Annotated in this window: 23 protein-coding genes; 11 read left to right on the top strand and 12 right to left on the bottom strand. The window is 65.8% G+C overall.

Annotation, left to right across the window (positions count from 1 at the left end; genetic code table 11):
• Positions 1-86: 86 nt before the first annotated feature.
• The gene (locus tag ACZ0AA_RS10420) at positions 87-998 is read right to left on the bottom strand and encodes a LysR family transcriptional regulator (RefSeq protein WP_463499110.1); all 912 of its coding nucleotides are present in this window, start codon (positions 996-998) and stop codon (positions 87-89) included.
• 231 nt (positions 999-1,229) lie between these two features.
• On the opposite strand from ACZ0AA_RS10420, the gene ACZ0AA_RS10415 reads away from it, so the two are divergent.
• The 3 genes from ACZ0AA_RS10415 to ACZ0AA_RS10405 all read left to right on the top strand — a co-directional run bounded on the left by ACZ0AA_RS10415 (position 1,230) and on the right by ACZ0AA_RS10405 (position 5,647).
• A complete protein-coding gene (locus tag ACZ0AA_RS10415; RefSeq protein WP_463507502.1) occupies positions 1,230-2,510 on the top strand; it encodes an MFS transporter in 1,281 nt (426 codons plus the stop codon).
• Positions 2,511-2,514: 4 nt separating this feature from the next.
• On the top strand, positions 2,515-4,947 hold the full coding sequence (locus ACZ0AA_RS10410) for a glycoside hydrolase family 3 protein (protein ID WP_463512866.1): 2,433 nt from the start codon (positions 2,515-2,517) through the stop codon (positions 4,945-4,947).
• 100 nt (positions 4,948-5,047) lie between these two features.
• Positions 5,048-5,647, top strand: coding sequence for a TetR/AcrR family transcriptional regulator (locus tag ACZ0AA_RS10405; protein WP_463499118.1), 600 nt, complete (start codon positions 5,048-5,050; stop codon positions 5,645-5,647).
• A gap of 25 nt (positions 5,648-5,672) precedes the next feature.
• On the opposite strand, the gene ACZ0AA_RS10400 is transcribed toward ACZ0AA_RS10405, so the two are convergent.
• On the bottom strand, positions 5,673-6,419 hold the full coding sequence (locus tag ACZ0AA_RS10400) for a sulfite exporter TauE/SafE family protein (RefSeq protein WP_463499121.1): 747 nt from the start codon (positions 6,417-6,419) through the stop codon (positions 5,673-5,675).
• Between the two features lie 312 nt (positions 6,420-6,731).
• Between ACZ0AA_RS10400 and ACZ0AA_RS10395 the strand changes: the two genes are divergently transcribed.
• Both ACZ0AA_RS10395 and ACZ0AA_RS10390 read left to right on the top strand, forming a co-directional pair.
• Positions 6,732-7,760 carry a PDR/VanB family oxidoreductase gene (locus ACZ0AA_RS10395; RefSeq protein WP_463507504.1) on the top strand — a complete coding sequence of 343 codons (1,029 nt, stop codon included), beginning with the start codon at positions 6,732-6,734 and terminating at the stop codon, positions 7,758-7,760.
• A 71-nt stretch (positions 7,761-7,831) separates the two neighbouring features.
• A complete protein-coding gene (locus ACZ0AA_RS10390) occupies positions 7,832-8,674 on the top strand; it encodes an SDR family oxidoreductase (RefSeq protein WP_311258510.1) in 843 nt (280 codons plus the stop codon).
• A gap of 55 nt (positions 8,675-8,729) precedes the next feature.
• Here the strand turns inward: ACZ0AA_RS10390 and ACZ0AA_RS10385 are convergent, their stop codons facing one another.
• Entirely contained in the window at positions 8,730-10,154 is a 1,425-nt protein-coding gene (locus ACZ0AA_RS10385; protein WP_463499127.1) for a PepSY-associated TM helix domain-containing protein, read from the bottom strand.
• A 60-nt stretch (positions 10,155-10,214) separates the two neighbouring features.
• Between ACZ0AA_RS10385 and ACZ0AA_RS10380 the strand changes: the two genes are divergently transcribed.
• The gene (locus tag ACZ0AA_RS10380; protein WP_463507505.1) at positions 10,215-10,817 is read left to right on the top strand and encodes a DUF5134 domain-containing protein; all 603 of its coding nucleotides are present in this window, start codon (positions 10,215-10,217) and stop codon (positions 10,815-10,817) included.
• Positions 10,818-10,884: 67 nt separating this feature from the next.
• Here ACZ0AA_RS10380 and ACZ0AA_RS10375 read toward each other — a convergent pair whose 3' ends face one another.
• Positions 10,885-11,286: a nuclear transport factor 2 family protein gene (locus tag ACZ0AA_RS10375; protein WP_463499133.1), complete on the bottom strand. Its 402-nt coding sequence runs from the start codon at positions 11,284-11,286 to the stop codon at positions 10,885-10,887.
• Positions 11,287-11,373: 87 nt separating this feature from the next.
• On the opposite strand from ACZ0AA_RS10375, the gene ACZ0AA_RS10370 reads away from it, so the two are divergent.
• Positions 11,374-11,736 carry a winged helix-turn-helix transcriptional regulator gene (locus tag ACZ0AA_RS10370; RefSeq protein WP_311258514.1) on the top strand — a complete coding sequence of 121 codons (363 nt, stop codon included), beginning with the start codon at positions 11,374-11,376 and terminating at the stop codon, positions 11,734-11,736.
• A gap of 9 nt (positions 11,737-11,745) precedes the next feature.
• Here ACZ0AA_RS10370 and ACZ0AA_RS10365 read toward each other — a convergent pair whose 3' ends face one another.
• From ACZ0AA_RS10365 to ACZ0AA_RS10355, 3 genes are read right to left on the bottom strand one after another with little or no spacing between them, the layout of a single operon-like run.
• Positions 11,746-13,995 (bottom strand): heavy metal translocating P-type ATPase, encoded by a 2,250-nt coding sequence (locus ACZ0AA_RS10365; protein ID WP_463499136.1) that lies wholly within the window; start codon positions 13,993-13,995, stop codon positions 11,746-11,748.
• Positions 13,992-16,049 (bottom strand): cytochrome c oxidase assembly protein, encoded by a 2,058-nt coding sequence (locus tag ACZ0AA_RS10360; protein ID WP_463499138.1) that lies wholly within the window; start codon positions 16,047-16,049, stop codon positions 13,992-13,994. The genes ACZ0AA_RS10365 and ACZ0AA_RS10360 overlap by 4 nt, the downstream gene beginning before the upstream one ends.
• Positions 16,042-16,269 (bottom strand): heavy-metal-associated domain-containing protein, encoded by a 228-nt coding sequence (locus ACZ0AA_RS10355; protein ID WP_463499141.1) that lies wholly within the window; start codon positions 16,267-16,269, stop codon positions 16,042-16,044. Before ACZ0AA_RS10355 ends, ACZ0AA_RS10360 begins: the two co-directional genes overlap by 8 nt.
• Positions 16,270-16,458: 189 nt before the next feature.
• Between ACZ0AA_RS10355 and ACZ0AA_RS10350 the strand changes: the two genes are divergently transcribed.
• The gene (locus tag ACZ0AA_RS10350) at positions 16,459-16,668 is read left to right on the top strand and encodes a hypothetical protein (protein ID WP_463512865.1); all 210 of its coding nucleotides are present in this window, start codon (positions 16,459-16,461) and stop codon (positions 16,666-16,668) included.
• Positions 16,669-16,707: 39 nt separating this feature from the next.
• Here ACZ0AA_RS10350 and ACZ0AA_RS10345 read toward each other — a convergent pair whose 3' ends face one another.
• The 3 genes from ACZ0AA_RS10345 to ACZ0AA_RS10335 all read right to left on the bottom strand — a co-directional run bounded on the left by ACZ0AA_RS10345 (position 16,708) and on the right by ACZ0AA_RS10335 (position 19,207).
• Positions 16,708-17,532 carry a M56 family metallopeptidase gene (locus ACZ0AA_RS10345; RefSeq protein WP_463499147.1) on the bottom strand — a complete coding sequence of 275 codons (825 nt, stop codon included), beginning with the start codon at positions 17,530-17,532 and terminating at the stop codon, positions 16,708-16,710.
• 3 nt (positions 17,533-17,535) lie between these two features.
• On the bottom strand, positions 17,536-17,913 hold the full coding sequence (locus ACZ0AA_RS10340; protein WP_463499150.1) for a BlaI/MecI/CopY family transcriptional regulator: 378 nt from the start codon (positions 17,911-17,913) through the stop codon (positions 17,536-17,538).
• A 67-nt stretch (positions 17,914-17,980) separates the two neighbouring features.
• Positions 17,981-19,207: a TetR/AcrR family transcriptional regulator gene (locus tag ACZ0AA_RS10335; RefSeq protein ID WP_463499153.1), complete on the bottom strand. Its 1,227-nt coding sequence runs from the start codon at positions 19,205-19,207 to the stop codon at positions 17,981-17,983.
• Positions 19,208-19,327: 120 nt separating this feature from the next.
• Between ACZ0AA_RS10335 and ACZ0AA_RS10330 the strand changes: the two genes are divergently transcribed.
• Positions 19,328-20,605 (top strand): MFS transporter, encoded by a 1,278-nt coding sequence (locus ACZ0AA_RS10330; RefSeq protein ID WP_463499156.1) that lies wholly within the window; start codon positions 19,328-19,330, stop codon positions 20,603-20,605.
• Between the two features lie 9 nt (positions 20,606-20,614).
• Positions 20,615-22,405, top strand: coding sequence for a glycoside hydrolase family 3 protein (locus ACZ0AA_RS10325; protein WP_311258519.1), 1,791 nt, complete (start codon positions 20,615-20,617; stop codon positions 22,403-22,405).
• A 40-nt stretch (positions 22,406-22,445) separates the two neighbouring features.
• Here ACZ0AA_RS10325 and ACZ0AA_RS10320 read toward each other — a convergent pair whose 3' ends face one another.
• Positions 22,446-23,375, bottom strand: a complete 930-nt coding sequence (locus ACZ0AA_RS10320) for an AEC family transporter (protein WP_463507507.1) — start codon at positions 23,373-23,375, stop codon at positions 22,446-22,448.
• A gap of 46 nt (positions 23,376-23,421) precedes the next feature.
• Here ACZ0AA_RS10320 and ACZ0AA_RS10315 point away from each other — a divergent pair, with 46 nt between their 5' ends.
• On the top strand, positions 23,422-23,928 hold the full coding sequence (locus ACZ0AA_RS10315) for a CGNR zinc finger domain-containing protein (RefSeq protein ID WP_463512864.1): 507 nt from the start codon (positions 23,422-23,424) through the stop codon (positions 23,926-23,928).
• Here ACZ0AA_RS10315 and ACZ0AA_RS10310 read toward each other — a convergent pair.
• On the bottom strand, positions 23,915-24,283 hold the full coding sequence (locus ACZ0AA_RS10310; RefSeq protein WP_285362845.1) for a winged helix-turn-helix transcriptional regulator: 369 nt from the start codon (positions 24,281-24,283) through the stop codon (positions 23,915-23,917). The genes ACZ0AA_RS10315 and ACZ0AA_RS10310 overlap by 14 nt on opposite strands.
• Between the last annotated feature and the right edge of the window lie 9 nt (positions 24,284-24,292).

The raw sequence follows: 24,292 nt of genomic DNA, 5'->3' as shown, positions 1-24,292 counted from the left end.
TTCCGTGGAAGCGAATGATTGCGAGGGCTTCCGAATCGCTGGATGGCGCGACCAGCGGGTGCCGACACGGGGCGGAGCGTGTTGTGTCAGCCGACGAGTGAGACGGCCCCGGGGACGGCGTCGAGCTCGCTGCTGACCACATCGGCCACGACTTCGCGGAAAGCCTGTACCAGTGGCTCCCGCGAGTTCGCTGCGGAGATCAGGGCGAGGCTCGTGGGGCGGGCGTCGGGGAGTGGCAGGAAACGGACGCCGGGATGACTCCACAGTGCGGCCGAGTTCGTGGACATGGTGTCCACGGTTCCGCTGTAGGCCACCGCGGCGAGGGACTCGCGTGCCGAACTCACTTCGATCGAGCGGAGCGGTGGACCGCCGCGGTAGGCGTCGAGCGACCAATGGGCCCGCCATTCGGGCGGGGTCCCTGCGGCGGCGAGGGCGAACGAGTCGCCGAGCAGGTCGTCGACGTGCACCCGCGCCTCATTCGCGAGGCGATGGGTGGAGGAGAGAGCCGCGACCGGCATCTCGGAGTAGAGCGTATCGACCGTGACGCGCGGGTCGTCGACCGGGAGCCAGACGAAGGCGAGGTCGACGTCGCCCTCGATCACGCTGGAGACCTGGTGCGAGATGGAGAGTTCGACATAGCTCAGCGGCACCCGGGGATAGCGGCTGCGGAAAGTGGAGAGGAACCGATGCGTCAGGGGGTCATCAGCGAAGGATCCCACCCGCAGGCGCTGCATCTCCACGATGTTTCTGCGTGCGGCCGCAGTTCCGGCGTCGAGGGATGCGAGCGCATTCTCGGCATGCTCGCGAAAGCTGTCGCCGGCGAGGGTGAGGGTCACGCGCCGACTCGTTCGTCGGAACAGGTCCACGCCGAGCTCGCGCTCGAGTCGAGATATCTGTGTGCTCACCACGGAGGCGGCGATGTTCTCTTGCTCGGCGGCTCGTCCGAAATGAAGGGTCTCCGCAACGCGGAGGAAGTAGCGGAGTTGGCGAAGTTCCATCCGCCCCACCTCCGTTCGTCGGACCCGGCACGGGAATCATGCCGGGTGAGCCACACCGTACGCGCGGAGCGTTTCCCGGCCGATTCCTCCGCATGACGGATGTGTTACATATTGTTCGGTTTTCTCTTCCTCGCTGGTGTGATCACCCGGGCGTTGCGCCTTGCCCGGCAGTGCGCTACAGTCATACCGACCGAGTGCTCGGTCTGTACATAGAACTCAATGAGGAGCGCCATGATCGACGACACCGCTGTCGGTGACTCACCCCAGCCCCCTACTTTCGCCGCACCCACGGTGCGCGCCCGGCCCGCCGTGGTCACCACCATGGTGCTCGCACGCCTGGGCCTCATGCTTCCCCTGTCGACAGTCATCTCCGCCGCACTCGTGCTGAAGCTGCAATCTCTGATGCCGCAGGAAGAGGTGATCGGCACTCTCGGACTGATCACGTCCATCGGCGCGCTCTCCGCACTGTTCTTCGACCCGGTGTTCGGACGCATCAGCGACCGGACGATGAGCCGGTTCGGCCGACGTCGGCCCTGGATGATCGTCGGCATGGCGGGTCTCCTGGTCGCATTGCTGATCATGGCCATCGCGCCTACGGCTCTGGTCGTCGGCGCGGGGTGGATCCTCGCGCAGATCACGGCGAATGCGGCAATCGCCGCGCACACCGCATCCATCGCCGATCAGCTCCCCTCTTCGCAGCGCGGCAAGGTCGCCGGAGCCATCGGCATCGCCCAGCAGGCCGCGACCCTCGGCGCCGCATACGCCGCACAGTTCTTCGCCACGCAACTGCTGCTGCTCTTCCTGATCCCCGGAGTGGTCGGGTTCATCCTGGTGCTCATCTACGCGATCATGCTGCCCGACAAGCCGCGCCCCTTCCCCGCCCGTTCCGGCGGAGGCATCCGCACCGTGCTGAAGACGTTCTGGGTGAACCCGATCAAGAACCCCGACTTCGGACTCGCCTGGTGGTCGCGCTTCCTGGTCGTGCTGGCGAACTTCATGTTCATCACCTTCCGACTGCTCTGGATCCAGCACGAGATGAACCTCGAGCCTGCCGAAGCAGTGCGCATCATGGCGACGGGCGTCCTGGTCTTCACGATCGCCCTGATCGTCAGCGGCCAGATCGCCGGATGGCTCTCGGACAAGCTCGGACGACGCAAGGTCTTCATCGTCGTCGCAGCGCTCATCTTCGCCGCCGGCACGATCCTTCTCACGCAGACGACGGAGCCCACGATGTTCTTCGTGGCCGAGGCCATCATCGGGGTCGGGTTCGGGGCCTACGTGGCCGTCGACCTCGCGCTCGTGCTGGATGTGCTGCCCGACCCCGAAGAGACGGCGAAAGACCTCGGTGTCTTCAACATCGCGATGGCCGGCCCCCAGGTGGTGGCGCCTGCGCTCGCCGCCTGGATCGTCGGCTTGAGCAGCGGAACCAACTACGACATCATGCTCATCATCGCCGGCGTGATAGCCGTTGTCGGTGCCGTGCTGATCATTCCCGTCCGAAGCGTGAGGTGACCCGATGACGATCCATGAGGAGGACGCCGCAGGAGTCGCCGCACTGGAGCCGGTCATCGACGATCTCGTTCGACGGCTGACGCTGGAAGCGAAGGTGCGGCTGCTCTCCGGAGCCGACAACTTCTCGCTGCACGCCGATGCGTCGATCGGCCTCGAAGGTCTCGTGCTGTCCGATGGGCCCACAGGCGTCCGCGGTGAGATCGTCGTCGGCGGTCGTGAGAGCTGTCTGCTGCCGAATGCGAGCCTGCTCGCGCAGACGTGGAATCCCGAAGCGCTCGCCGAAGCCGGGGGGATCCTGGCTGAGGAAGCAGAGGCGCAACGGACGCACGTCGTGCTGGGACCCACCATCAACCTCCATAGGTCGCCCCTGGGTGGCAGGCTCTTCGAGGCGTTCAGCGAGGACCCGCTGCTCACCGGCCGCCTTGCGAGCGCGTACATCAACGCACTTCAGGAGAGGGGCGTCGGTGCCAGCGCCAAGCACTTCCTCGGCAATGAGTCCGAGACCGAGCGGACGACGGTGGACGTGCGGATGACGGCGAAGACGCTCAGGGAGGTGTACCTGACACCCTTCGAGATCGCGATCGACGATGCGAATCCTTGGACCGTGATGGCGGCGTACAACAGCGTCAACGGGGTTCCCTCCACGGAGCACCACGAGCTCATCGCCCAGGTACTGAAAGAGGAGTGGGGCTACGACGGACTCGTCCTGTCGGACTGGTACGCCACCAAGACGGCCGCCGAGAGCGCTGCCGCGGGGCTCGACCTCGTGATGCCCGGTCCCGCGACACCCTGGACTGAATCGCTGGAGGAGGAGGTGCGTGCGGGCGCCGTCTCTGAAGACGCCATCGACGACCACGTGCGACGCCTGCTCCGGCTCGCCCATCGTGTGGGCGGCCTCACCGACCCTCGCGGATGGCCCGACTCCGTCGAGGCGCCAGCCGGCGAACTGCGGCGCGCGCAACTCCGGCGGCTCGCAGCGGGCGGCATGGTCGTCATCAAGAACGTCAACGACACGCTTCCCCTCCGTGAGGATGCCACGTACGCCCTCATCGGTCGCCATGCCACGGACACGATCGGACAGGGGGGCGGATCCGCTCAGGTTCGCGCTCCGCACGTCATCTCAATCGTCGAAGGGATGACGGCGCGCCTCGGCGCCGACCACGTCATCTTCACAGACGGCGTGGAGACGCGTAAGACACTGCCCACCGTGAAGCCCACGCGCGTGCGTGATCCCGAAACGGGGGAGCACGGCATCCGTGTGCGGGTCTTCGACGACGCCGGCGATCTCGTGCACAGCCGCCATCTCGAAGTGGCGGAGCTCGAGGACAGCCAGATCGGATGGCTCGAGGGTGCCGCTCGCATCGAGCTGAGCGCGACTCTGGACATCCGGGAGGGCCGGATGGTGCAGCTCGGAACCCGGGGCCCCGGGAACTGGCATCTGGTCACGGAGGGGCATGAGAGCAGCTACCGGATCGACTATCACCCCGGTCCTGGCGGTGGCTTCTTCCGCCCCAAGAGCCATGCCGCAGCCGTGCGGGTGGAGCCGGGGCAGCTCGTCACCGCGACCGTGGAGAAGGATACCCTGCCGCGCATCCTCGGCCTGGTCGTCAGCGAGGCGGTGCGATCGTCGGCCTCCGCGATCGCCGCCGCCTCTGCAGCGGCTCGAACCGCCGATGTGGCTGTCGTCGTCGTGGGCTTCACTCCCGACCAGGAGACGGAAGGCGAGGACAAGAACACGCTGTCGCTGCCCGGCGATCAGGATGCTCTCGTCGCGGCGGTCGCGAACGTCGCGGCGCGCACCGTGGTCGTCATCAACGCCGCCACACCTGTGCTCATGCCCTGGATTGCTGATGTCGATGCTGTGCTGTTCACCGGTCTCCCCGGTCAGGAAGCGGGGGATGCGGTCGCGGCTGCGCTCCTGGGTGACGTGCTTCCGGAGGGTCGTCTGGTCACCACATTCCCCGTGGGCAATCACCGCGGACCGGCGTGGAGCACCACGCCTCGACGGGGTGTCCTGGAGTATGCCGAGGGAACGTCGATCGGCCATCGCGGCTGGTTCGGGAGTGGGGACGTGCCGGCCTTCTGGTTCGGGCACGGGCTGGGGCTCACCACGTGGGAGTACTCGGAGGCGCAGATCGTGCGGTCGTCCGATGGGCGGATCGATGCTGTCGACGTCACGGTGCGCAACTCCGGTCGACTCGAGGGTCGTGAGACCGTGCAGATCTACTTCGACCCGGAGAGCGATGACGAGCCGATCCGCCTGATCGGCTGGGGGCAGTCTGAGGTGCATCCCGCTCAGGAAGTCAGGATTCGAGCCACATGCGACCTCCGGCTCCAGCGTCGCTGGGACCAGGACGCGCAGCGGTGGGTACCGCTTCGAGTGGGATCTGTGCTCATAGGTCGAGGCTTGGGAGACGTCCGCGTTACGATTCCTTGAGGCCGGCTGACAGCGCATCGTCAGTCGGTTTCGATCCCCGTCGAGAGAGGCATCCTTGTCCTTCCCCCCGAGATACGCGCCTGACACCCGCAAGCGTCGTGTGAGACGATCTGCCGCGGAGACGCAGCAGCAGATCGTCGGCACCGCTGTGGAACAGATCGCCGAGGTCGGTTTTCATAAGATGTCGATCGCGGATGTCGCGGCCGCCAGCGGAATCTCCCAGTCGGGTCTGCTGCATCACTTCCCCTCGAAGGTCGCATTGCTGGCAGCGATTCTGGAGCAGCGGGAGCGGGACGACAATGCATTCCTGTTCGGCGACGGCACGGTTCCGCTCGGGTGGGACGCGTTCGAGGCTCTCGTGCCTCTGACGGCCCGCAACTCGACCCGCCCGGAGTGGGTGGGGGTGTTCGTCCGCGTTTCGGCGGAGGCCACCGAGCCCGACCATCCGGCAAATGAATGGCTGCGAGATCACTACGCCAGTGCACGAGCGTGGTTGGGTGACGCCGTGGAACAGGGGAAGGAATCGGGTGTGATCCGCGCGGATGCCCCGACGGAGCTGCTGGTCGGAAACACGATCGCGGTGCTCGACGGCATCCAACAGCAATGGTTGGTCGACCGGCGCATCGACATGGTGAGTCAGGTATCCGCTCACATCGCCGGTCTCCGAGTGTGCTGGGAGACCGGTCCTTCGCCTTCTTGACGGCGCTGAACTGCGCATTCGCCGGTTAGGGCAGAAGCACCTGCGCCACCGTGATGGCGGCGACTGTCAGGACCATGATCGCGAAGGCCTTCTGCAGGAACACGTTGCTCATGCGCTTCGCGAGCAGCGCTGTCCCGAACGATGCCACCATCGAGGGTACGACGAAGGCGATGATCAGCCCCCAGTCAAGGTTCGACACCCCCGCGTGCGCCGCGATGCCGGCCAATGAGTTGATCATGGCGACGACCAGTGAGGTGCCGATCGCCAGCCTCATGGACATTCCGAGCAGGAAGACCAGAGCGGGGACGGTGATGAAGCCGCCGCCGATGCCGAGCAGTCCGGTCAGGAACCCCACGAGCAGCCCGACAGCGATTCCCCGCAGGGCCCAGAGCTTCGGTCGGCGGTCGTTGCCTGTGGCGCGAGGCCGCCCGCGGAGCATCTGTACGCCGGAGGCTACCATCAGAAGGGCGAAGATCAGCAGGAGCATCTCCTCCGAGATGAGCCGGCCGACGAGCGTGCCGCCGAATGCCGCCACCACGCCCGCGCCGGCGACAGGTAGCACCATCTTCCAGTCCACGCCGCCGCGCAGGCGCGGGACCAATGCGGCCAGAGGGCCGATCGCTCCCACGACGAGAGAGGTCGATATCGCTGAGGAGACGGGCAGCCCCACGAGGTAGACCAGGGCGGGGACGGTCAGAATTCCGCCACCAGCCCCCAGCAATCCGGTGAGTGCCCCGATGACCACTCCGAGAGCGATGATCACGATGAGCACTGGGGTCTCCTTCTGTCAGGCGTCTCGACAGCCGAGGTGACAGCGTCGCGGCGTCGCGTGGAAGCCACTGTAACATACAGACCGTGCGCACGGTCTGTATCGGGGTCACTTATCGCCGCCGATACATGGCGCGGAGTCGCGCCGATCGCGTGTGCGAATGTAAAGCTACATGTTGTAGAGTTAAGATGCACGAAAACTGAACAGACTACGGCGGGCCATGGTCGTCACCAGGGCTCGCCGTCGTCGTCTGTTCGTGCAGAGCGCGGACCGCGGGCACCCCGCACGTGGCCGCTCACATGAGAGGAGCGGAAGATGGGGCTTCTGGGCGCGGTGCGCAGGCGGAATCGGCAGGATGCGGTGGCGGGGAGCCGATCGCGGTCCTCGCGCCTCGAAGTGGTCGTGTCCCAGCGGACGGTCGTCTCCGACCGTGCAGTGCTGCTTCACCTTCGGTTCATGCGGACCGATGCCATGATCACGATCGAGCCGGGCTCTCATGTCGACCTCCACCTGACGGGAACGCTGATCCGTCAATACTCTCTCGTCGACGCGTCGCCTGAAGAGGGAGTCATCTCGGTGTGCGTGCAGAAGGAGGATCTAGGGCGCGGCGCATCACGTCACGTGCATGACAATGTGGGCGTCGGCGATCGGCTGCACATCTCTCCGCCGCGCAACACCTTCGCATTGAAGTCCGGAGCGTCGAGATCACTTCTGCTCGCGGGCGGAGTCGGAATCACTCCGCTTGTGTCGATGGCCGAGTCGCTGCATCGCAGCGCGAGTGCCTTCGAGCTGCACGCGTACGCCCCACGTGCTGCTTCCCTCCCGCTGCTCGAGCAGCTGCGGTCGGGCTCGTTCGCAGCATCGGTTTTCCCGCACTTCAGTGATGAGGGTGACTCCTTCCGTGAGAGTGGGCCGCGCGGCCTCCTCGAGCCGACGGCCGACGGCATGATCTACGCGTGCGGGCCGGAGGGGTTCATCGCGCTCGCGCGAGAGCGGGCACTGGAGTATGGGTGGCGCGACGACCAGTTCGTCACGGAGCGCTTCTCCTCGGCAGCGCCGCCTCGCTCTTCTGCGGATGGGGCGTTCACCGTGGTCGCCGCATCGACCGGACAAGCAATGAGGGTGGAGGCCACCGAGTCGATCGCTTCCGTGCTCGAGCGCCACGGGTATGAGACGTACCGCAGCTGTGGGCAGGGGGTCTGCGGATCATGCATCGTGCCGGTGCTGGCGGGTGTGCCCGATCACCGGGACCACGTGCAGAGCGAGCGGGAACACGCCACGCACTCTCAGATCAACGTGTGCTGTTCGCGTTCACTCACCGCCGAGCTGACGCTCGACATCTAAGTGATCAGGGTCGGTCCAAACTCCATTAATGCAGTTGACATAACCGATGCATCGTATGCACTAATGGGAACATGACAATCATCGTTCACGGCGCCACCGGCGCTCAAGGTTCCCCTGTTCTTGCTGCTCTGCTCGCGGCGGGACACACCCCGACGGCTGCAGTGCGCGACAGTGCCAAGGCGACCGCACCTGCAATCTCCATTGACAACACCTCTGTGGAGTCGCTGGTGCAGGCCTACACCGGTGCGGACGCGGTCTTCGTTCACCTGCCGCTCGCCAGCCCCGACCAGCAACTCGCTTACGCCCAGGCGATCGGTGAGGCTGTCTCTCAGGCGCGTCCTGGTCGAGTGGTGTTCTCGACCAGCGGCTATCCCACCGAGCTTCCCGACGGAACGCTGACGGCGCACGGCGTGCTCGCGGCGGCCCTGGCGGAGTCGGGTGTCTCGTACGCGGTCATCGCTCCCCGTATCTTCCTGGAGAACCTCCTGCTGCCGGTCACGCTGGGCCCGGCTCGGGAAGACGGAGCGCTGCACTACCCGATTCGCGATGACTACCCCGTCTCTTGGGTGTCGCACCTCGATATGGCCGACATCGCCGTCGCACTGCTGACGGACGACTCGGTCACGGGTGTTGTCACTGCCGGCGCGCTTCCTCCTCAGCTCGGAGCAGATCTCGCCGAGGGCTTTGCTCGGTACTTCGACAAGCCCGTCGTGTTCGAGGCACAGGAGCCCGAGGCTTACGGCGAACTGATCATCCCGATGTTCGGGGCGGATGCTGCGCGCCCCGTGGTCGACTCGTACCACTTCCGGTGGACCCAGCCCGGAGAGGTGATCGACGAAGAGCGCTCCGCGCAGAAGCTTCTCGGCATCACTCCGCGGACCGTCGAGGCCTGGTTGCGAGACCTCGCCGTCTGATCGCTGTGACTGCACGGATGGTCTCGGTCGCTGTGGCAACCGAGACCATCCCCGTTCACACGGCGTTGAAGAACTTCCGCCAGGCGGGGATACGCCGGATCAGCAGCTGATCTACGGCCAGGATCACCAGCACGGACAGCCCGAACATGGGCAGGAAGACCCCCAGGGCGACCACGCTGACGAGCAGTGCGATGTTCCCGAACAGGGGCAGACGCGCGCGCGGCGCTGCCATGCCGCTCGCGGTGCCGCGGCGACGCCACCACATGATGGGTGCGGAGATGCACATGAAGATCACGGCAAGGCAGAAGAGCGTCGTCAGGATCGTGTTGATGGGGCCGAAATGCCGCCCTTCGTGGATCGCGATTCCGTGCGAGACGACCTGGGCGAGCGGGCTGTAGTCGTCGTAGCCGTATTGCGCGACGACCTCGCCGGAGTACTGATCGACGTGCACCGTCTGCTCGAGGGTGACATCGGACTCCGCGGGGTTGCCCTGCTGGTACCACTGGCTGCTCATCACGCTGAACACCCCAGTCTCGTCCACGGGGTAGATCACGTAGTAGGGGCTCGGCGCGCCCTCGGCCTCGGCGGCAGCGATGGCGGCGTCGATCGAGACGCCTGCACCCTCTCCGTCGCTTTGCCCGGTCGGCCCCATGCCCACCGCCCAGCCGGCGGGGGCGTTGGATCCGTCGGTCTGTTCGATCAGGTCCTTCATCGTCGACTCAGCCCCGGGGTCGGCGCCCCACAGCGAGGACCCGCCGGTTGCTGCGACCTTTTCGGACACGCTGCCCCACAGGCCGGTCCAGGGGAGTCCGGAGATGACGAGCATCAGGATTCCGAGGCCGACCGGAAGGCCGACGAGCGCATGCGCACTGCGCAGCCTCGCACCCTTCAGCTTCTTCTGCGCGGCCAGCTTTCGCGGCTTGCGCCCCAGGAAGAAGATCAGGAATCCGGTGATCGTCAGCACGATGGCCCAGCTGGCACCGAGCTCCATCAGCCGATCGCCGAAGTCTCCTGCAAGGAGATTCCCGTGGATTCGGATGAAGACGTCCGAGATGAGTTGATCGTCAGTCAGCGACCCGGTGACCACGGCCCGGTACGGGTCGACGTAGACATTCTGGGTGGTACCGTCGGGGAGCTCGGTGACGAAGACCGTCGAGCGGTCACCGAGACTGTCGAACAGTGAGACGACCGATCGGTCGGGGAACTCCTGCGCAACCGCCTCCTGCTGGGCGGACAGAGGCAGTCGTTCCGCGCCGTCCGGAACGGCGACCGTGATGACGCCCGGGTGCATCGCCGCGTCGATCTGCGCGCGGAACAGGTACGTCATGCCCGTCACGGCGAGCACGAAGAGGACGGGGATGACCAGGAGTGCTCCGTAGAAGTGCCAGCGCCAGAATGCGCCGAACCAGTTGATCCTTCTGGGGCGAGCACGCCCTGTCTTCTCTGGTGCACCGGTCGACTCGAAGTCGATCGTGGTCATCGTCGGGCCTTTCACTGGGCGGAATCAGATATCTACATAATGTAGTACTAAACTGAAGCCGTGATCGCCGCACCCTGGAACATCCTCCTCACTCTGCTCTTCGTGATGACCGCCATCATCTGTTTCTGGGGACTCGCCGCACGCTCGCGCACGCGGTCGGAGGGTTCCGCACTGACGGACACGGACCTGATCGACATCACGCACGGCATCATGAGCGTCGCGATGATCGTCATGACCTGGTGGACAGTATGGGATGCAGTAACCTGGGCGCAGGTGGCCATCTTCGCCATCCTGGCGTTGGCCCTGGTGCCCTCTTTCCGTGGGGCGAACGGAGCGCAGGCGGTCGACCTCGTCGGCCACATCGTGCTCGACGCTGCGATGATCTGGATGCTCGCCGCGATGCCCCTGCTCATGGCCGGGATGGACATGTCTGACGATGCCGGTGGGGCTCATGCGGAGCACCACGGCGGTGGCGGATTCGCCCTTGAGTCGACGCCTGTGTGGGCGGACGCTGTCAATGGGATGTTCATCGCCTTGTGCGTCGCCGCCACGGTGTGGTGGGTCTGGCGCCTGTTTCGGTCGTCGCATCATCGCATTCACTCTGTCTGTCACATCGCGATGGCGGCGGGCATGGGGTGGATGCTGGTGCTGATGAACGGCTGACTGCGCGGCGAAGTCACGCGTGCGGGTGAGGCGGGAGTCCGGCCTCACCCGCACGCGTGACTGTCGATCAGCTCTGGCCCCAGAAGGCGTCTTCGCTGGTGCCGTCTTCGGAGAACAGGTGGACTGCGACGATCTTGCCGTCGCGAACCGTGAGCAGGTCGACGCCGGCCATGTCCATCGAGGTGCCCGTGCGGGTGCCCGAGAATCGCACGGGAAGCGCGACCATCTCGCCGTTGACCATCGCCGGACCGGTGACGACGAGGGCGAAGCTTCCTTCGCTCGCCTCCATCATGCCGCCGAGGAGGGCGCCGACGCCGTCGATGCCCGTGTGCTGGCCGGAGAACTGGTGGCCGCCGGGCTGGTACCAGACGACGTCGGGGCTGAACTGCGCCATCACGGTGGGAATGTCACCCTTGGCGAGCGCGTCGAAGTACGTGGTGGCGATGCCGGCGGGGGTGGTGTCAGTCATGATTCTCTCCTTGGATGAGTGGTACGTCACCATGGTTACATATGGTAACCTGTTACCTCAACGTAACTAAGGGAGTGGGTTTCCGAAATGGCTGATCCTGTCTGGAACGTGATGCTGGCGACGTGTCCATCGCGCACATCGTTGGCACGGGTGGCCAACAAGTGGACAGCCATGATCGTGATCGCTCTGAGTGACGGGCCGGCGCGGTTCGGAACGATCCGAGATCGCGTCGGCGGCATCAGCGCGAAGGTGCTCGCGGAGACGCTTCGCGATCTGGAGCGCGATGGTCTTCTGACGCGCACGGCCTACGACGAGATGCCGCCCCGTGTCGAGTACGCGCTGACGCCGCTCGGGCTCACGCTGCGCGAGCCGTTGACCGCGCTGGGATTGTGGGCGGAGAGTCACATCGAAGAGGTGCTCGTGGCGCGAGAGGCGTACGACCTGCGTTAGTCAGGGGAGTCAGCGCGAGCCGCGCACCTTCTGGATACGGAGGCTGTTGTAGACGACGAACACCGAGGACAGCGACATCGCGGCGGCGGCGATCAGAGGGTTGAGCAGGCCCGCGGCGGCGATAGGAATCGCCGCGACGTTGTAACCGAACGCCCAGACGAGGTTCATCTTGATCGTCCGCAGCGTTTTGCGCGAGATCGCGATCGCGTCGGGAATGACGAGCAGGTCATCCCGGACCAGGATGATGTCGGCCGCTTTGAGGGCGATGTCCGTGCCGGTGACGATCGCGAGGCCGAGGTCGGCGGTGGCCAGTGCGACCGCGTCGTTGACGCCGTCGCCGACCATCGCGACGCGCTTGCCCTGAGCCTGCAGTGTCGAGATCACGTCCGCCTTCTGCGCCGGAAGCACCCCGGCGTGGACCCCATCAACGCCGAGCTCGGCAGCGATGCGCGCCGCAGCCGCCGGAGAGTCGCCGGTGAGCAGCAGGATCTCCAGCCCCTGCTCGCGGAGAGCCTTGACAGCGTCAGCCGCGCGAGGCTTGAGGGAATCCGACAGCGCGAGCACGCCGATCACGACATCGTCAGCGGCGACGAGCACGGTCGTGTGGCCATCGTTCTCGAAACGTTCGACGGCCGCGCGGGCCTCGGCCGGGAAGCGCACCGCCTCGCTTTCGATCAGTGAGACGTTGCCGATGACGACACGGGTGCCGTCGATCGTGGCGACAGCGCCGAGTCCTGGCTTCGCCGTGAATTCGCTGAGCGGGCGCAGATCGGTCGAGAACGGTGCGGCCGCACGCTCGATGGCGCGTGCGATCGCGTGCTCCGAGCCGCGTTCGGCGGAGGCGGCGAGCCTCCACATCTCGTGCGGCTCCACGTCGAACACCGCCGTGTCCTGCACCGTCATCGTGCCGGTGGTGAGTGTGCCCGTCTTGTCGAGAACCACGGTCGTGACCGCGCCTGATGCCTCCAGAGCGTCGTGCCCCTTGATCAGGATGCCGAGCGTCGCAGCGCGCCCGATGCCGACCATCAGCGCGGTGGGGGTAGCGAGTCCGAGCGCACAGGGGCAGGCGATGATCAGCACGCTGATCCCGACGCCGATTGCCTTGTCGTCGGGGGCGCCGCTCAGTGCCCACGCGATCCCGACGACGATGGCGAGTCCGATCACTACGGGAACGAACCAGGTCACCACGCGGTCGACCAGCTTCTGCACATCGGCCTTGCGGGCCTGCGCCTGCTCGGTGAGCGCAGCCATCTGGGCGAGCTGGGTGTGCGCGCCGACTGAGGTCGCCTGCACCTCGAGCCGGCCGTCGGTGCTGATGGTGCCGCCGGTGATGGTGTCTCCGCTGGTGACCGAGATCGGCATCGGCTCGCCCGTCATCATGCTCGCGTCGACGGCTGCGCTGCCGCTCAGGACGACACCATCAGCGGGGACGGTCTCGCCAGGCAGGAGCACGAACACGTCACCGGAGCGCAGCTGGCCGGCCGGCTCCACCGTCTCGACCCCGTCGCGCAGCACTCGCACATGCGTGGCAGCGAGTGCGCTCAGTGCGCCGAGCACGTCTCCGGCCTTCCGGCGGGAGCGTGTCTCGAAGTATCTGCCTGCGAGCTGGAAGGTGGTCATGCCCGCGGCCACATCGAGGTAGATCGAGTCGGCGCCCTCGGGGGTCGAGCCGAAGCCGAGCCAATAGCCCTCCGACCCGGCACCCACGCCGAAGAGCAGTGTCGCCACCGCCCAGCCGAACGACGCCGCGATGCCCAGAGACACCAGGGTGTCCATGCTGACCATGCCGTGACGCAGATTGCGGAAGGTCGCGCGGTGGAACGGCCACGCGGCCCAGGTGACGATCGGCAGTGCGAGCAGCACGCAGACCCACTCCCAGCCGGGGAACCGCCATCCGGGGACGAGGGCCAGGACCAGGGTGATGTCCATCAGCGGGACGGTCAGGAGTGCGGCCACCGCCAGTCGTCGCCGGAGCGAGGAGATCCGGAACTCAGTGGCACGCTGCGACCAGGCATCATCTGATCCGTCTCGCAGATGGGCGCCATAGCCCGCGCTCTCGATCTGCGCGATCGCGCGTGCCGACTCCTCGGTCGAGATGCCGGTCAGCACGGCCCGCTCCGTCGCGTAGTTGACGGTTGCGGTGACGCCGTCGAGCTTGTTCAGAGCGCGTTCGACACGACCGGCGCACGCCGCGCAGGTCATGCCGGAGACGTCGAGCTCGAAGGGGGTTTCGAGTTCTCGCGTAGTCGGGGGGGTCATCTCTGTGGCTCCTTCTCGGGCTGCGGGCCCGGGCGTAGTTCATCGCTCGCTGCGGAGCGGGCGGAGAGCTGGCGCAGCATCTCGTTGTAGGCGTCGAACTCCACATCCCTCCCCGTGTCGAGGTGCCGGTCCTTGCGCCGTGCTTCCTTCGAGTCCTGGCGACCCCATTGGATCAGAAGCACGATGATGACGATCAGGAGCGGGATCTCTCCTCCCGCCCAGGCGACACCGCCCGCGAGATACTGCTGCGCGGGAAGGTCAGCCCACGGGAGCCTGAGGTAGAGGTAGAAATTCTCGGCGATCAGGGTCGTGCTCGTCATCAGGATGATGCCGAAGAACGCGTGGAAGGGCATCGCGGCCAGCGCGTACCCCAGCTTTCCCACATGGGGGAGCGGGCGGGGCGGGCGATCGACCCCGATGATGAGGCTGTAGTACAGATAGCCGACGATCAGGAAGTGGAGATTCATCAACTGATGCGCCCAGTGGAAGCGCATGTAGTCGCCGAAGATCCCCGTGAGGTACAGCCCGTAGTACGAGCCGATGAACACCACAAACACGATCAGGGGGTTGTAGAGGAACTGGAGCACTCGCCAGTGCAGCACCCAAGTGATCCAGTCGTGCGGCCCCACGGGTGATTCGGGCACCGAGCGCGTTGCACGCAGGAGCAGCGTGACGATCCCGCCGAGCACGAGCATGCCGGGTGCCAGCATGTTGAGGCTCATATGGACGATCATGTGGATGCCGAAGTCCGGCGCCGAGTACTTGCCGAAGCCTGAGCTGGTCGCGAAGATGATGATCGCCCAGCCAAGCAGCCACGCGACGGTTCGCCCGGGCGGCCAGTGGTCGCCACGGCGGTGCAGCGCACGTACGGCGAGCAGGTACACGACGATCCCGACCGTCGCGATCGCCAGGAACAGCACGTTCGGTCGCCAATGCCCGAACAGCACCTCGATACTCGGCGCATCTGCGACCTCGAAACCCATGAAGGTCTGCGAGATGGTCGTCGGCACGAAGTACTGCGGCGGGGGTTGCCGGGTCATTGCGGCTGTGGTGCCTACCCAGGCGATGACGCCGAAGGACGCGACGGAGAGGCATGCGACGATATGTTCCGCGCGGACGCGTGCGCGGCGCCAGAGAGCGCGAAGCGCGATCAGAGGGATCGCGACGATGAGAAATGCGGCCCATCGCCCGACGATCAGCCAGCCGGTCAGAGCCCCGAGGAGGGGTGTCCCGGCGAGCTTGAACAAGGTGATGACGACGTCGGACGCGGCGATGACCGGCAGCAGGATCGCCGCCAGGAGAAAGAGGCGCCGAAGGGACTCGGGGTCGATGAACCGACCGGAGCACACCCGAAGCCAGTAGACCGCGACGACGCCGAAGAGCAGATTGACCGCGAGCGATTGGAAGACGGCAGCATCGCCGCCGAAATCGTGATCGGGGCCGACGAGGACCTGCCCCGACACGACCGGAGCGAGCGTGGCGAGGAAAGATGCCCACAGCGGGATCAGCATTCCCGTCCAGCGATCGACGAAGAACGACGCGAACAGGACGATGAGTGCCCCTCCGAGGCTGATCGTCCACGCGATGGGGGCAGTGCTCGCCTCGAACAGGAACGCGAGTGCTCCCGGCTCGAGGATGCGCTCGAGCTGCGCACCACTAGCATCGAAGGACTCGAACACGGCCAGGCCCGCGGCGCTCGCCGCCCAGATCGATGCAGTGACTCGGAGAGCGCGGAGTTCGAAGCCGTACTCGAAGCGCATCGCGCGTTTCGCGGGCGTGGCGCGCAAGAACAGCAGGTAGGCGAGGATGCCCATGCTCAGCAGAATCCCGGCGTCCGCCGCCACTAAGAGCGCGGTGGTCACTACCCCGACATCAAGGCCGGGGAACGACTGGAAGAGCTTCTTGTAGGGCGCCTCCCCGAGTGCGACAGTGATGCCGACGGGCAGACCTATCCCGAAGATGGCAGCGACGATGCCGCCCCCGATCAGGAGGCGACGGGACGGGCGCAGTAGAGCGGGATCGCTGGGGGCCTTCGAGGCAGAATCTTCACGCATCGTGGCGTACAGGCCACGAACCCACTTTGTACCCGGCCTCACCGACCGCGGCTTCCCAGGAACTCCGGTCCACCGGGAGATCGTGGGTGACACTCACGCGTCCGGTCGTCGCATCCGCGACGACGTTCTGGACACCGGGAAGTTGGGACAGTTCTGATCCCACCGCGTGCTCGCAGTGCTCGCACGTCATTCCGGTGACCTCGAATGTGAACTCCGACATTTCCACTCCACTCTTTACTGCATTCAAGTCTACATCCTGTAGTTTTATCAGCGCGCCGCGATGGCGGGGATAACTACCGGATGTAGCGTTAACACTACCTGCTTCGGATCTCGATGAGGCCCGTATCGCCGATCTCCTGAGAGGCGGAATCGAAGAGGTGAGTCAGATGACGGAGTCGCGAAAGTGAGCATGATCTCCGCCGTCATGCTGCTGGTGGCGCTCCTGGTGCTGATCCTGGTCATCGGACTCACTGCGCCCCCGAGGGATGAGGATGACCGCCCGTCCACTCTCGCTGAGGAATGGGATGCGACGAGATTTCTCTTCCATCGGATCCGTCGACGGGCGCGCGCGGCGTGGTCATGGGTGATCCGTGCGTGCGGCTGGAAGCCTCGGGCCTGAACAGCCACGATGCGAGAGCAGGTGCGATCCAGAGCCGCCTCACGCCGAGGAATCGCTGGCGAAGGCAGCGGGGGGCCGTCGACGCTTGACGGCGCCCGGCCATCGTTTGTCCACGAGCCTCTCGGCGCGAAGCTCCAGACCGACATCGTTCGATGCTGCAGCGAGCGTTGAGAGAGCGTTCGCCAGATGCGCGGGTCCGGCGAGGCGCGCTGCCTGGTCGTCCGCAGCCAGTTCGACGAGAAGCGTGGTGGCTCTTCGCAGCGCGCGCGCGGAGTGTGTTCGCGGGAGGCAGAGAGCGTTGATCCGAGCGATTCGCGTGGCCCACGCATGGTGTTGCCTCAGGTGCGCGTACTCATGAGCGAGGACGGCTTGCAACTGAGCGGAGGGGAGCAGCGACTCCATGCCCGTCGACAGCAGGATCTCGGACGGTCTGCCTGATGCGGCGAAGGCGATCGGCTGATCCGATTCGAACCGGACCAGGGTGAACCCGCGTCGCTGTTCGCGGCTGATGGCGATCGGTGCCAGCGAATGCAGCGCCCCTGTCTCGGAGGAGAGGACCGGCTCGGCGGACACGGCGACGAAAGCGGCGATCGCGCCGAAGGCGCCCAAGCCGGCCCAGCCGAGGATCGTCATCAACAGCGTTTCTGAACCGGTCGGGGTATGCGAGGCGACGACGGCGCCGGCGACGCCGATGATCAGCCCGGCGAGGGCCAGTGCGATGCCGGTGAAGAACGCCCCGAACCACACCGAGAGCGCGGTACGCGGGTGTAGAAGTTGCCAGCGTCCCACGGTGAGCAGAAGGGGTGCGAGGAGGGCGACCGTGATCGATGCGATGCCGCAGGCCAGCACAACCCAGAAGAGCATCTGCTAGCGCTTCGAGGACTTCCGACCGAACGCGGATTTCAGCAGCGCGACGTCGTCGTCGTCAAGCGTTCCGGCGAAGGCGAGCAGTGCCGCGTGGCGGTCTCCTGCCCGATCCAAGGCGGAGAGCATCGAATCGCTCGTGAACTCTTCTCCCGAGCGCGCGGCCTGAAAGCGCACCTTCCGGGGGGAGTCTCCCGAGCGGACGACCTGCCCCTTCTTCTCCAAGCGGGTGAGCGCCGTGAGAAGGGTCGTGTACGCGGGCACCTGTCCGGTGAAAAGCTCCTGCAGGTCGCGCGCGCTCATGGGATCCACGTGCTGCCAGAGCAGCCGCATGACCTCGCCCTCGAGCTCGCCTCGCTCTCGAGTTCTCTCTCCGGCCATGGCTCCTCCGTGCGACTGGGGTATGAGGTCCGAATCGGATTACTCTACAAACCTGGTAGCTACTGTATTACACCTTGGAGGATGTGCGCTCATCCGGCGCGTGAGGTTCGTCAGGGGTTGAGCTCTTCGTGGCCGGAGCGATTCCCAGGGATGTCTGGATGTGATGATCCAGCTGTGTGGGGAGATCCATATCGTCAGGACTCAGGATCAGTTGATACTGCAGTCCGTCCCACAGCGCGACGAGCCACACGGCATCGAGCCGTGGATCCGGAGACCCGGAGTCGCTGTTCGCGATGAGGCCCTCGAAGTAGTCGATCGTGCGGGAGTAGCGATCGGTGAAGTAGGCGTGCGCTGGATGGTCGGGGTGAATGGCCTCGGTGGAGAGCACGGCGTACATGTCTACGAGCCCTCGCTCCACGTCCAGATCCCGGCGCGCCTCATCGCCGAGCTCTGCGAGCTCCGTGCGCGCATCCATGTCCCGCTGACCGCGCCGATGAACGAGCTGCTCGTCTCGGTGGCGAAGCACCTCCGCAAGCAGGCCCGCCTTGTGTCCGAAGTGGTGGAGAAGTGTGGACGCGGAGATGCCCACCTCGGATGCGAGCTGCCGGATGGTGGTTCCGTGGTATCCGTTGCGGGCGAAGAGCATGGTGGCGTCTTCGACGATTTCCCGCCGACGGGAGCGACCACGCGCATAGCCGAACTGGTCGGGGATCAGCGATTCCGGGGATGCGGGGGCCGTGCGGGAGGAGGGTGTTGACGGCCGGGCGTGCGATGGATCGAGGCGCGCCTGGACGATTCGAGCGGGATCGAGCGACGGGAAGTATGCCTGCAGTACGAGCAGCCCCTCCCACGCGGCGACGAGCCCTTGAGGGGTCAGCGAGGTCGAGGCGGAACGCTGGATGAGGAGGCTCTCGGTTGACTCGAGGAGCTGCCTGTGGTGGCAGGCCGCGGACGGTGATGGTGAATCGGTCGTCAATGCGAGGCTCAAGAACTGTACGGACATCGAGCGATAGTCCGGGATCTCCAACAGGTTTGCCCAGGAATGGACACCAGTCGACATCTGCAGTCCGGTTTCCGCGCAGAACTCGGCTTCCACCGCTGTCATCAGCGCATCCATCGAGCGGAAGTGGCCGAGGAGCCCGGGGCGCGTGATCTCAGATGCAGCCGCGATGTCCTCGAGTGAGACCTGTGCGCCGCCTCGCGAGCCGATCAGCGCTCTGGCTGAAGCGAGAATCCGCTGTCGCGTCAGCGCGGTCGATGCGGTGCGGGACGAAGCGTGCTCGGAAGATCTCACCGTCTCATGATCGCACGCGCGTTTCATCTACGAATAGATCGGCATTGACTTACAATTTGTTCGAATTTGCGTTACTCTGGTCCGAGCCCACCCCCTTCGGGCGCGACCAAGGAGTCGACGATGACTGAACCCTCCACCACCACGCCTCTCACCCGGTCCCTGCCGGCCGGCCCCGTCTCTCCGGCGTATCTGCCGACGCTGGGTCTCGCCAACTTCGGCGTGTACCTGGCGCTGCTCACACCCGTGTTCGTCTCACTGGCCTTCAAGCTCGAGCACATCACCGCGAACCGCGGCGAGTCGGTCGCCGCGCTCAGCCTCGTCATGGGCGTCGGCACGCTCTTCGCGATCATCTTCAATCCGCTCGTCGGGCGCCTGTCGGACCGCACCATGTCGCGCTTCGGTATGCGACGGCCTTGGCTGATCCTCGGTGCCGTGGTCGGATTCGCGGCTCTCGTGACGATCGGTCTGGCGAGCGAGGTGTGGATGGTGCTCGTGGGATGGTGCGTCGCGCAGGCCGCCCTCAATGGCACGCTGGCAGCGTTGAACGCCACCATCGCGGATCGCATGCCGGTATGGAAGCGCGGCCTCGCGTCAGGAATCATCGGGATCACCACGTCGCTCGGCATCCTGGGCGGAACGTTCGCGGTCAACTTCCTCGACTCGGATCTCTCGCGATTCGCGGTACCCGCGCTCATCGGTCTGGTGTTGACGGTGCTGTTCGCGATGCTGCTGAAGGATGGGGTGCGTCTCACGCCGCCGTCGACGAGCTACGGCTGGAAGGACTTCGCCGGATCCTTCGTCTTCAACCCTCGCAAGAACCCCGACTTCGGTTGGACCTGGCTCACGACATTCCTGGTGATGTTCGGTTACGCCGGTATCGCCACCTATCTGCCGCTCTATCTGACCGACAAGTTCCTCCTGACGGAAGCAGAGGCCATCACGGCCGTCCTGATCTGCAACCTCGCGGCAGTCGGCGCGCAGGCGATCTCCGGGCCGCTCGCGGGTTACCTCTCCGACAAGCTCGGGCGCCGGAAGCCGTTCGTCCTCGCCGCCGGCATCATCATGGTGGCCGGGCTCGTCGTGCTCGCCTTCGCGCCGACCGTCGAGATGGTGATCGTCGGTCAGGGACTGATCGGACTCGGCATCGGGTCCTTCCTCTCGGTCTCGCTCGCCCTGGCGACGCAGGTGCTCCCCGATGTCGAAGACACGGCCAAGGACCTCGGCGTCATCAACATCGCCAATGCGCTGCCGCAGTCCATCGCTCCGGCCATCGCACCGGGAGTCATCGCGCTGGGCGCGGCGACCGCGATCGGCGGCTACTCGTTGTTCTACCTGGTCGGCGCGGCTGCCGCATTGGCGGGCGCAGTTCTCATCTTCCGAGTCAAGGGCACGAAGTAAGGCGCACTCATGGATTCCGACAATCAGAGCATCGACGTACGCTTCCGCGACAGCAGTCTTCCGGTCGAGGAGCGGGTGGAGATCCTCCTCGCCCAGATGACGCTGGAGGAGAAGGCCGGCCTGTTCTTCCACGCCATGATCTCGATGGGGGAGGACGGTGCACTCTCCGATGGTGATGAAGAGTTCGACCTCCCATCGAACGCGGAGTATGTGTCACATCGGCACATGAGTCACTTCAACCTCCTCACCGGAGGGTCGCCGGAGGCGATGGCGCGCTGGAACAATCACATACAAGACCTAGCGCTCACCACGCGGCTCGGGATTCCGGTGACGGTGTCGACCGACCCTCGGAATTCCTACAGCGACAATCCGCTCGCCGGACTTCTCGCCGGGGCGTTCTCCGTGTGGCCGGAAGCCCTGGGGCTCGCCGCGATCCGAGACGAGGGCGTCGTTCGGCAGTTCGCTGACATCGCTCGCCAGGAGTATCTCGCCGTCGGCATCCGTGTTGCTCTGCACCCGCAGATCGATCTCGCCACCGAGCCGCGCTGGGCGCGCCAGCTCGATACTTTCGGTGAAGACGTCGAACTGACGAGTCGGCTCGGTGTCGCGTACATCCAGGGCTTCCAGGGCGAGGCGCTCGGACGGGACTCGGTCGCGACGATGGCCAAGCACTTCCCGGGCGGCGGGCCGCAGAAGGATGGCGAGGACCCGCACTTCGCCTACGGACGCGAGCAGGTGTATCCCGGCGGTCGGTTCGATCTGCACTTGGAGCCGTTCCGTGCGGCGATCGCCGCAGGTGCGTCGCAGATGATGCCGTACTACGGCATGCCGGTCGGCACGGAGTACGAAGAAGTGGGCTTCGGGTTCAACCGCTCGATCATCACGGAACTTCTTCGCGAACAGCTGGGCTTCGACGGAATCGTCTGCACAGATTGGGGTCTGATCAACGACGCGACGGTCGAGGGAGAACCATTCCCCGCGCGGGCCTGGGGTGTGGAAGACCTCACCCCGCGGCAGCGGATGCGCAAGGCCGTCGATGCGGGCGTGGATCAGTTCGGCGGAGAAGCATGTCCCGAGATGCTCGTCGAGTTGGTTGAGGCGGGTGAAATCTCGGAATCTCGGCTCGATGTCTCGGCGCGCAGGCTCCTCGCCGAGAAATTCGTGCTCGGTCTCTTCGACGACCCGTACGTCGATCCGGTGGAGGCGTCTCGTGTGGTCGGTGCGCCCGCGTTCATCGCCGCGGGCCTCGCGGCTCAGCGTGCGTCGTTGACGCTGCTCACGAACCGTTCCGAGGGTGGGCGCTCCGCTTTGCCCGCCGCGGAGGGACGGCGCCTGTACGTCGAGGGCATCCCCGAGGATGTCGCTGCGGAGTACGGCACTGTCGTCACCGATCCGCTCGAGGCGGACCTCGCCATCGTGCGCATCCATGCACCGTATGAGAAGCGCTCCACGGCCTTCGAGAACTACTTCCATGCGGGCTCGCTCGCGATGGATGACGAGACCGTGTCGCACATCGCTCAGCTGAGCGCGTCGACAACCACGGTCGTCGATGTCTTCCTCGATCGTCCGGCGATCCTCACCCCGATCCTGGAATCGGCGCATGCGGTCGTCGCCAACTACGGTGCCCACCCGCGCGCGGTGCTCGACGTGCTGTTCGGTCACGATGCGCCGAGGGGTCGCCTCCCCTTCGATCTGCCGTCCAGCATGGCGGCGGTCGAAGCATCGCGCTCAGATGTTCCGTTCGACACTGCTGACCCGCTGCTGCGCTTCGGACACGGATTGGGGTACGGGGTGCGCTGACCCGCCCGCCCGCACGAACGACCCTGTCCGCGTGATCTCCTCACGCGGACAGGGTGCCAGCAAGAATGAGCAGCATGGGGATCGTGGCGACGGCGAGCACGGTCTGAATGCCGGTGATGGCCGCCACGAGCCGAGTGTCGCCCCCCATCCGCGATGCAAGGACGGTGGCGCTGGGCGCAGTCGGGACCGCCGTGATGAGAATGATGCTCGTGAGGGTCGCGCCGGTGATTCCGAACGCCAGCGCGATGGACATCGCCGCGAGCGGCAGCGCGAGTAGTTTGAGGAGAACAGCGGTACCGACATCGACCAGGTCTCGCGGGCGGAACGTGAATCGCAGTGCGGCGCCGGCGACCATGGTGCCGACGACGAGGGCGGGGGCCGCGATCATCTCGATCGTCGTCTGCAGGACCGCAGGCATCTCGATGTCGCCCAGATTGAGCGCGACTCCGGCCAGGCAGGAGAGGATGAGGGGATTCGATGCGAGATCTCTCCACAGCGCGAGGCGCCGCCGTCCTGTGTCCCTTTTGCCGAAGAGCGAGAGCGTCGTGACGCAGATCACGTTCACCAGCGGTACGACGATGGCGCTGGCGAGTGCGAACGTCGCCACTCCTTCTTGCCCATGCAGCGCTGATGCGAAGACCAGCCCGACGTAGGTGTTGATGCGGATGGAGCCCTGCATCAGGGAGGTGAGCTGGGGGCCATTCGCTCGGGTGAGGAGCGCCACACCGACCGACAGTGCGGCTACCAGCAGCGTGGGAATGCCGACGCTGAGCGCAAGCGGCCCCGCGGGCACGGCCGCGAGATCTGCGCCGCTGATGGAGGTGAGAAAGAGCGCGGGAGTGAAGACCCAGTAGCTCACCCACGACAGTCCCGTCCAGAACCCGGCGTCTGTCAGCACGCGCCACCGAAGGATCAGACCGCCCCCGAGGAGCAGGATGATCGGGGCGATCCCCGTGGTGATGACGTCCATCTCCTCACTGTGATGCAATGGGTCAATGCAGTTCAACCATGACAACATGACCGGCCCGCTGCTCGCCGCGGATCTCGTGACCCTCGCACGGCGGGGCTGGGACGTCGGCGCTGCGGCCACCGTTCTTGCGGACCATGAGATCCGGCGGGCAGAGCTGGACAAGCGCGACGGCGAGCAGCTACGGGAATGGGCGGATCAGATCGTCCCGGTGTTCCTCGCTGCAACAGCAGACGAGCGTTGCGACACCATCAATCGCCTCCTCCTGGCCGGCGCAACGAGTCCGTATCTCACGACCCACGACGGGCTCCGTCCGCACCTGCACTTCGCCCCTGATGCCCAGGATGTCGTCGCACGTGTGCGTGCTGTCACCGCCGGTGGGCTCGCGCTCTTCGTCGTCGAGTCGGAGGGGTCTCGTCTGGGCGTCTGCCTGCGGGATCGCTGCCCTGTCGTGTACGTGGACACCAGTCGTAATGGACGGCGCTCTTACTGTTCGGCGAAGTGCGGCAACTACGATGCCGTTCGCCGCCACCGGGCCCCGGTCAGTCAGCGGTGAGCGTAGGCGTCGGTTCCTCATCGAGGCCGAAGAGGTGGGGCGGGACGGTCATCGCCCAGGCATTCATCGCGTCGAGCACCGGGCGCAGCTGCATCCCCACCGGCGTCAGCTCGTAGACGACGCGAGGAGGGATCTCGGCGTAGGCGGTGCGGGTCACCAGCTCGTGCGCTTCGAACTTGCGCAGTCGGCTCGAGAGCGTGTGGGCACTGATTCCCGGCAGTGCCGAGAGGAGCTCGTTGAACCGGTGCGGCTTCTTCAGAAGCTCGCGCACGATGAGCGTCGCCCAGGGGCCGTCGAGCAGGCTGAGGAACCGCGCGACGCCGCACTCCTGCAGTGCGCAATGATCGAATCTCATGGGCTCAGG

It is taken from the genome of Microbacterium sp. AC035, from assembly GCF_979258485.1.
Note: the sequence above shows the minus strand (reverse complement) of the source record. Positions and strands in the feature narration are given on the sequence as shown.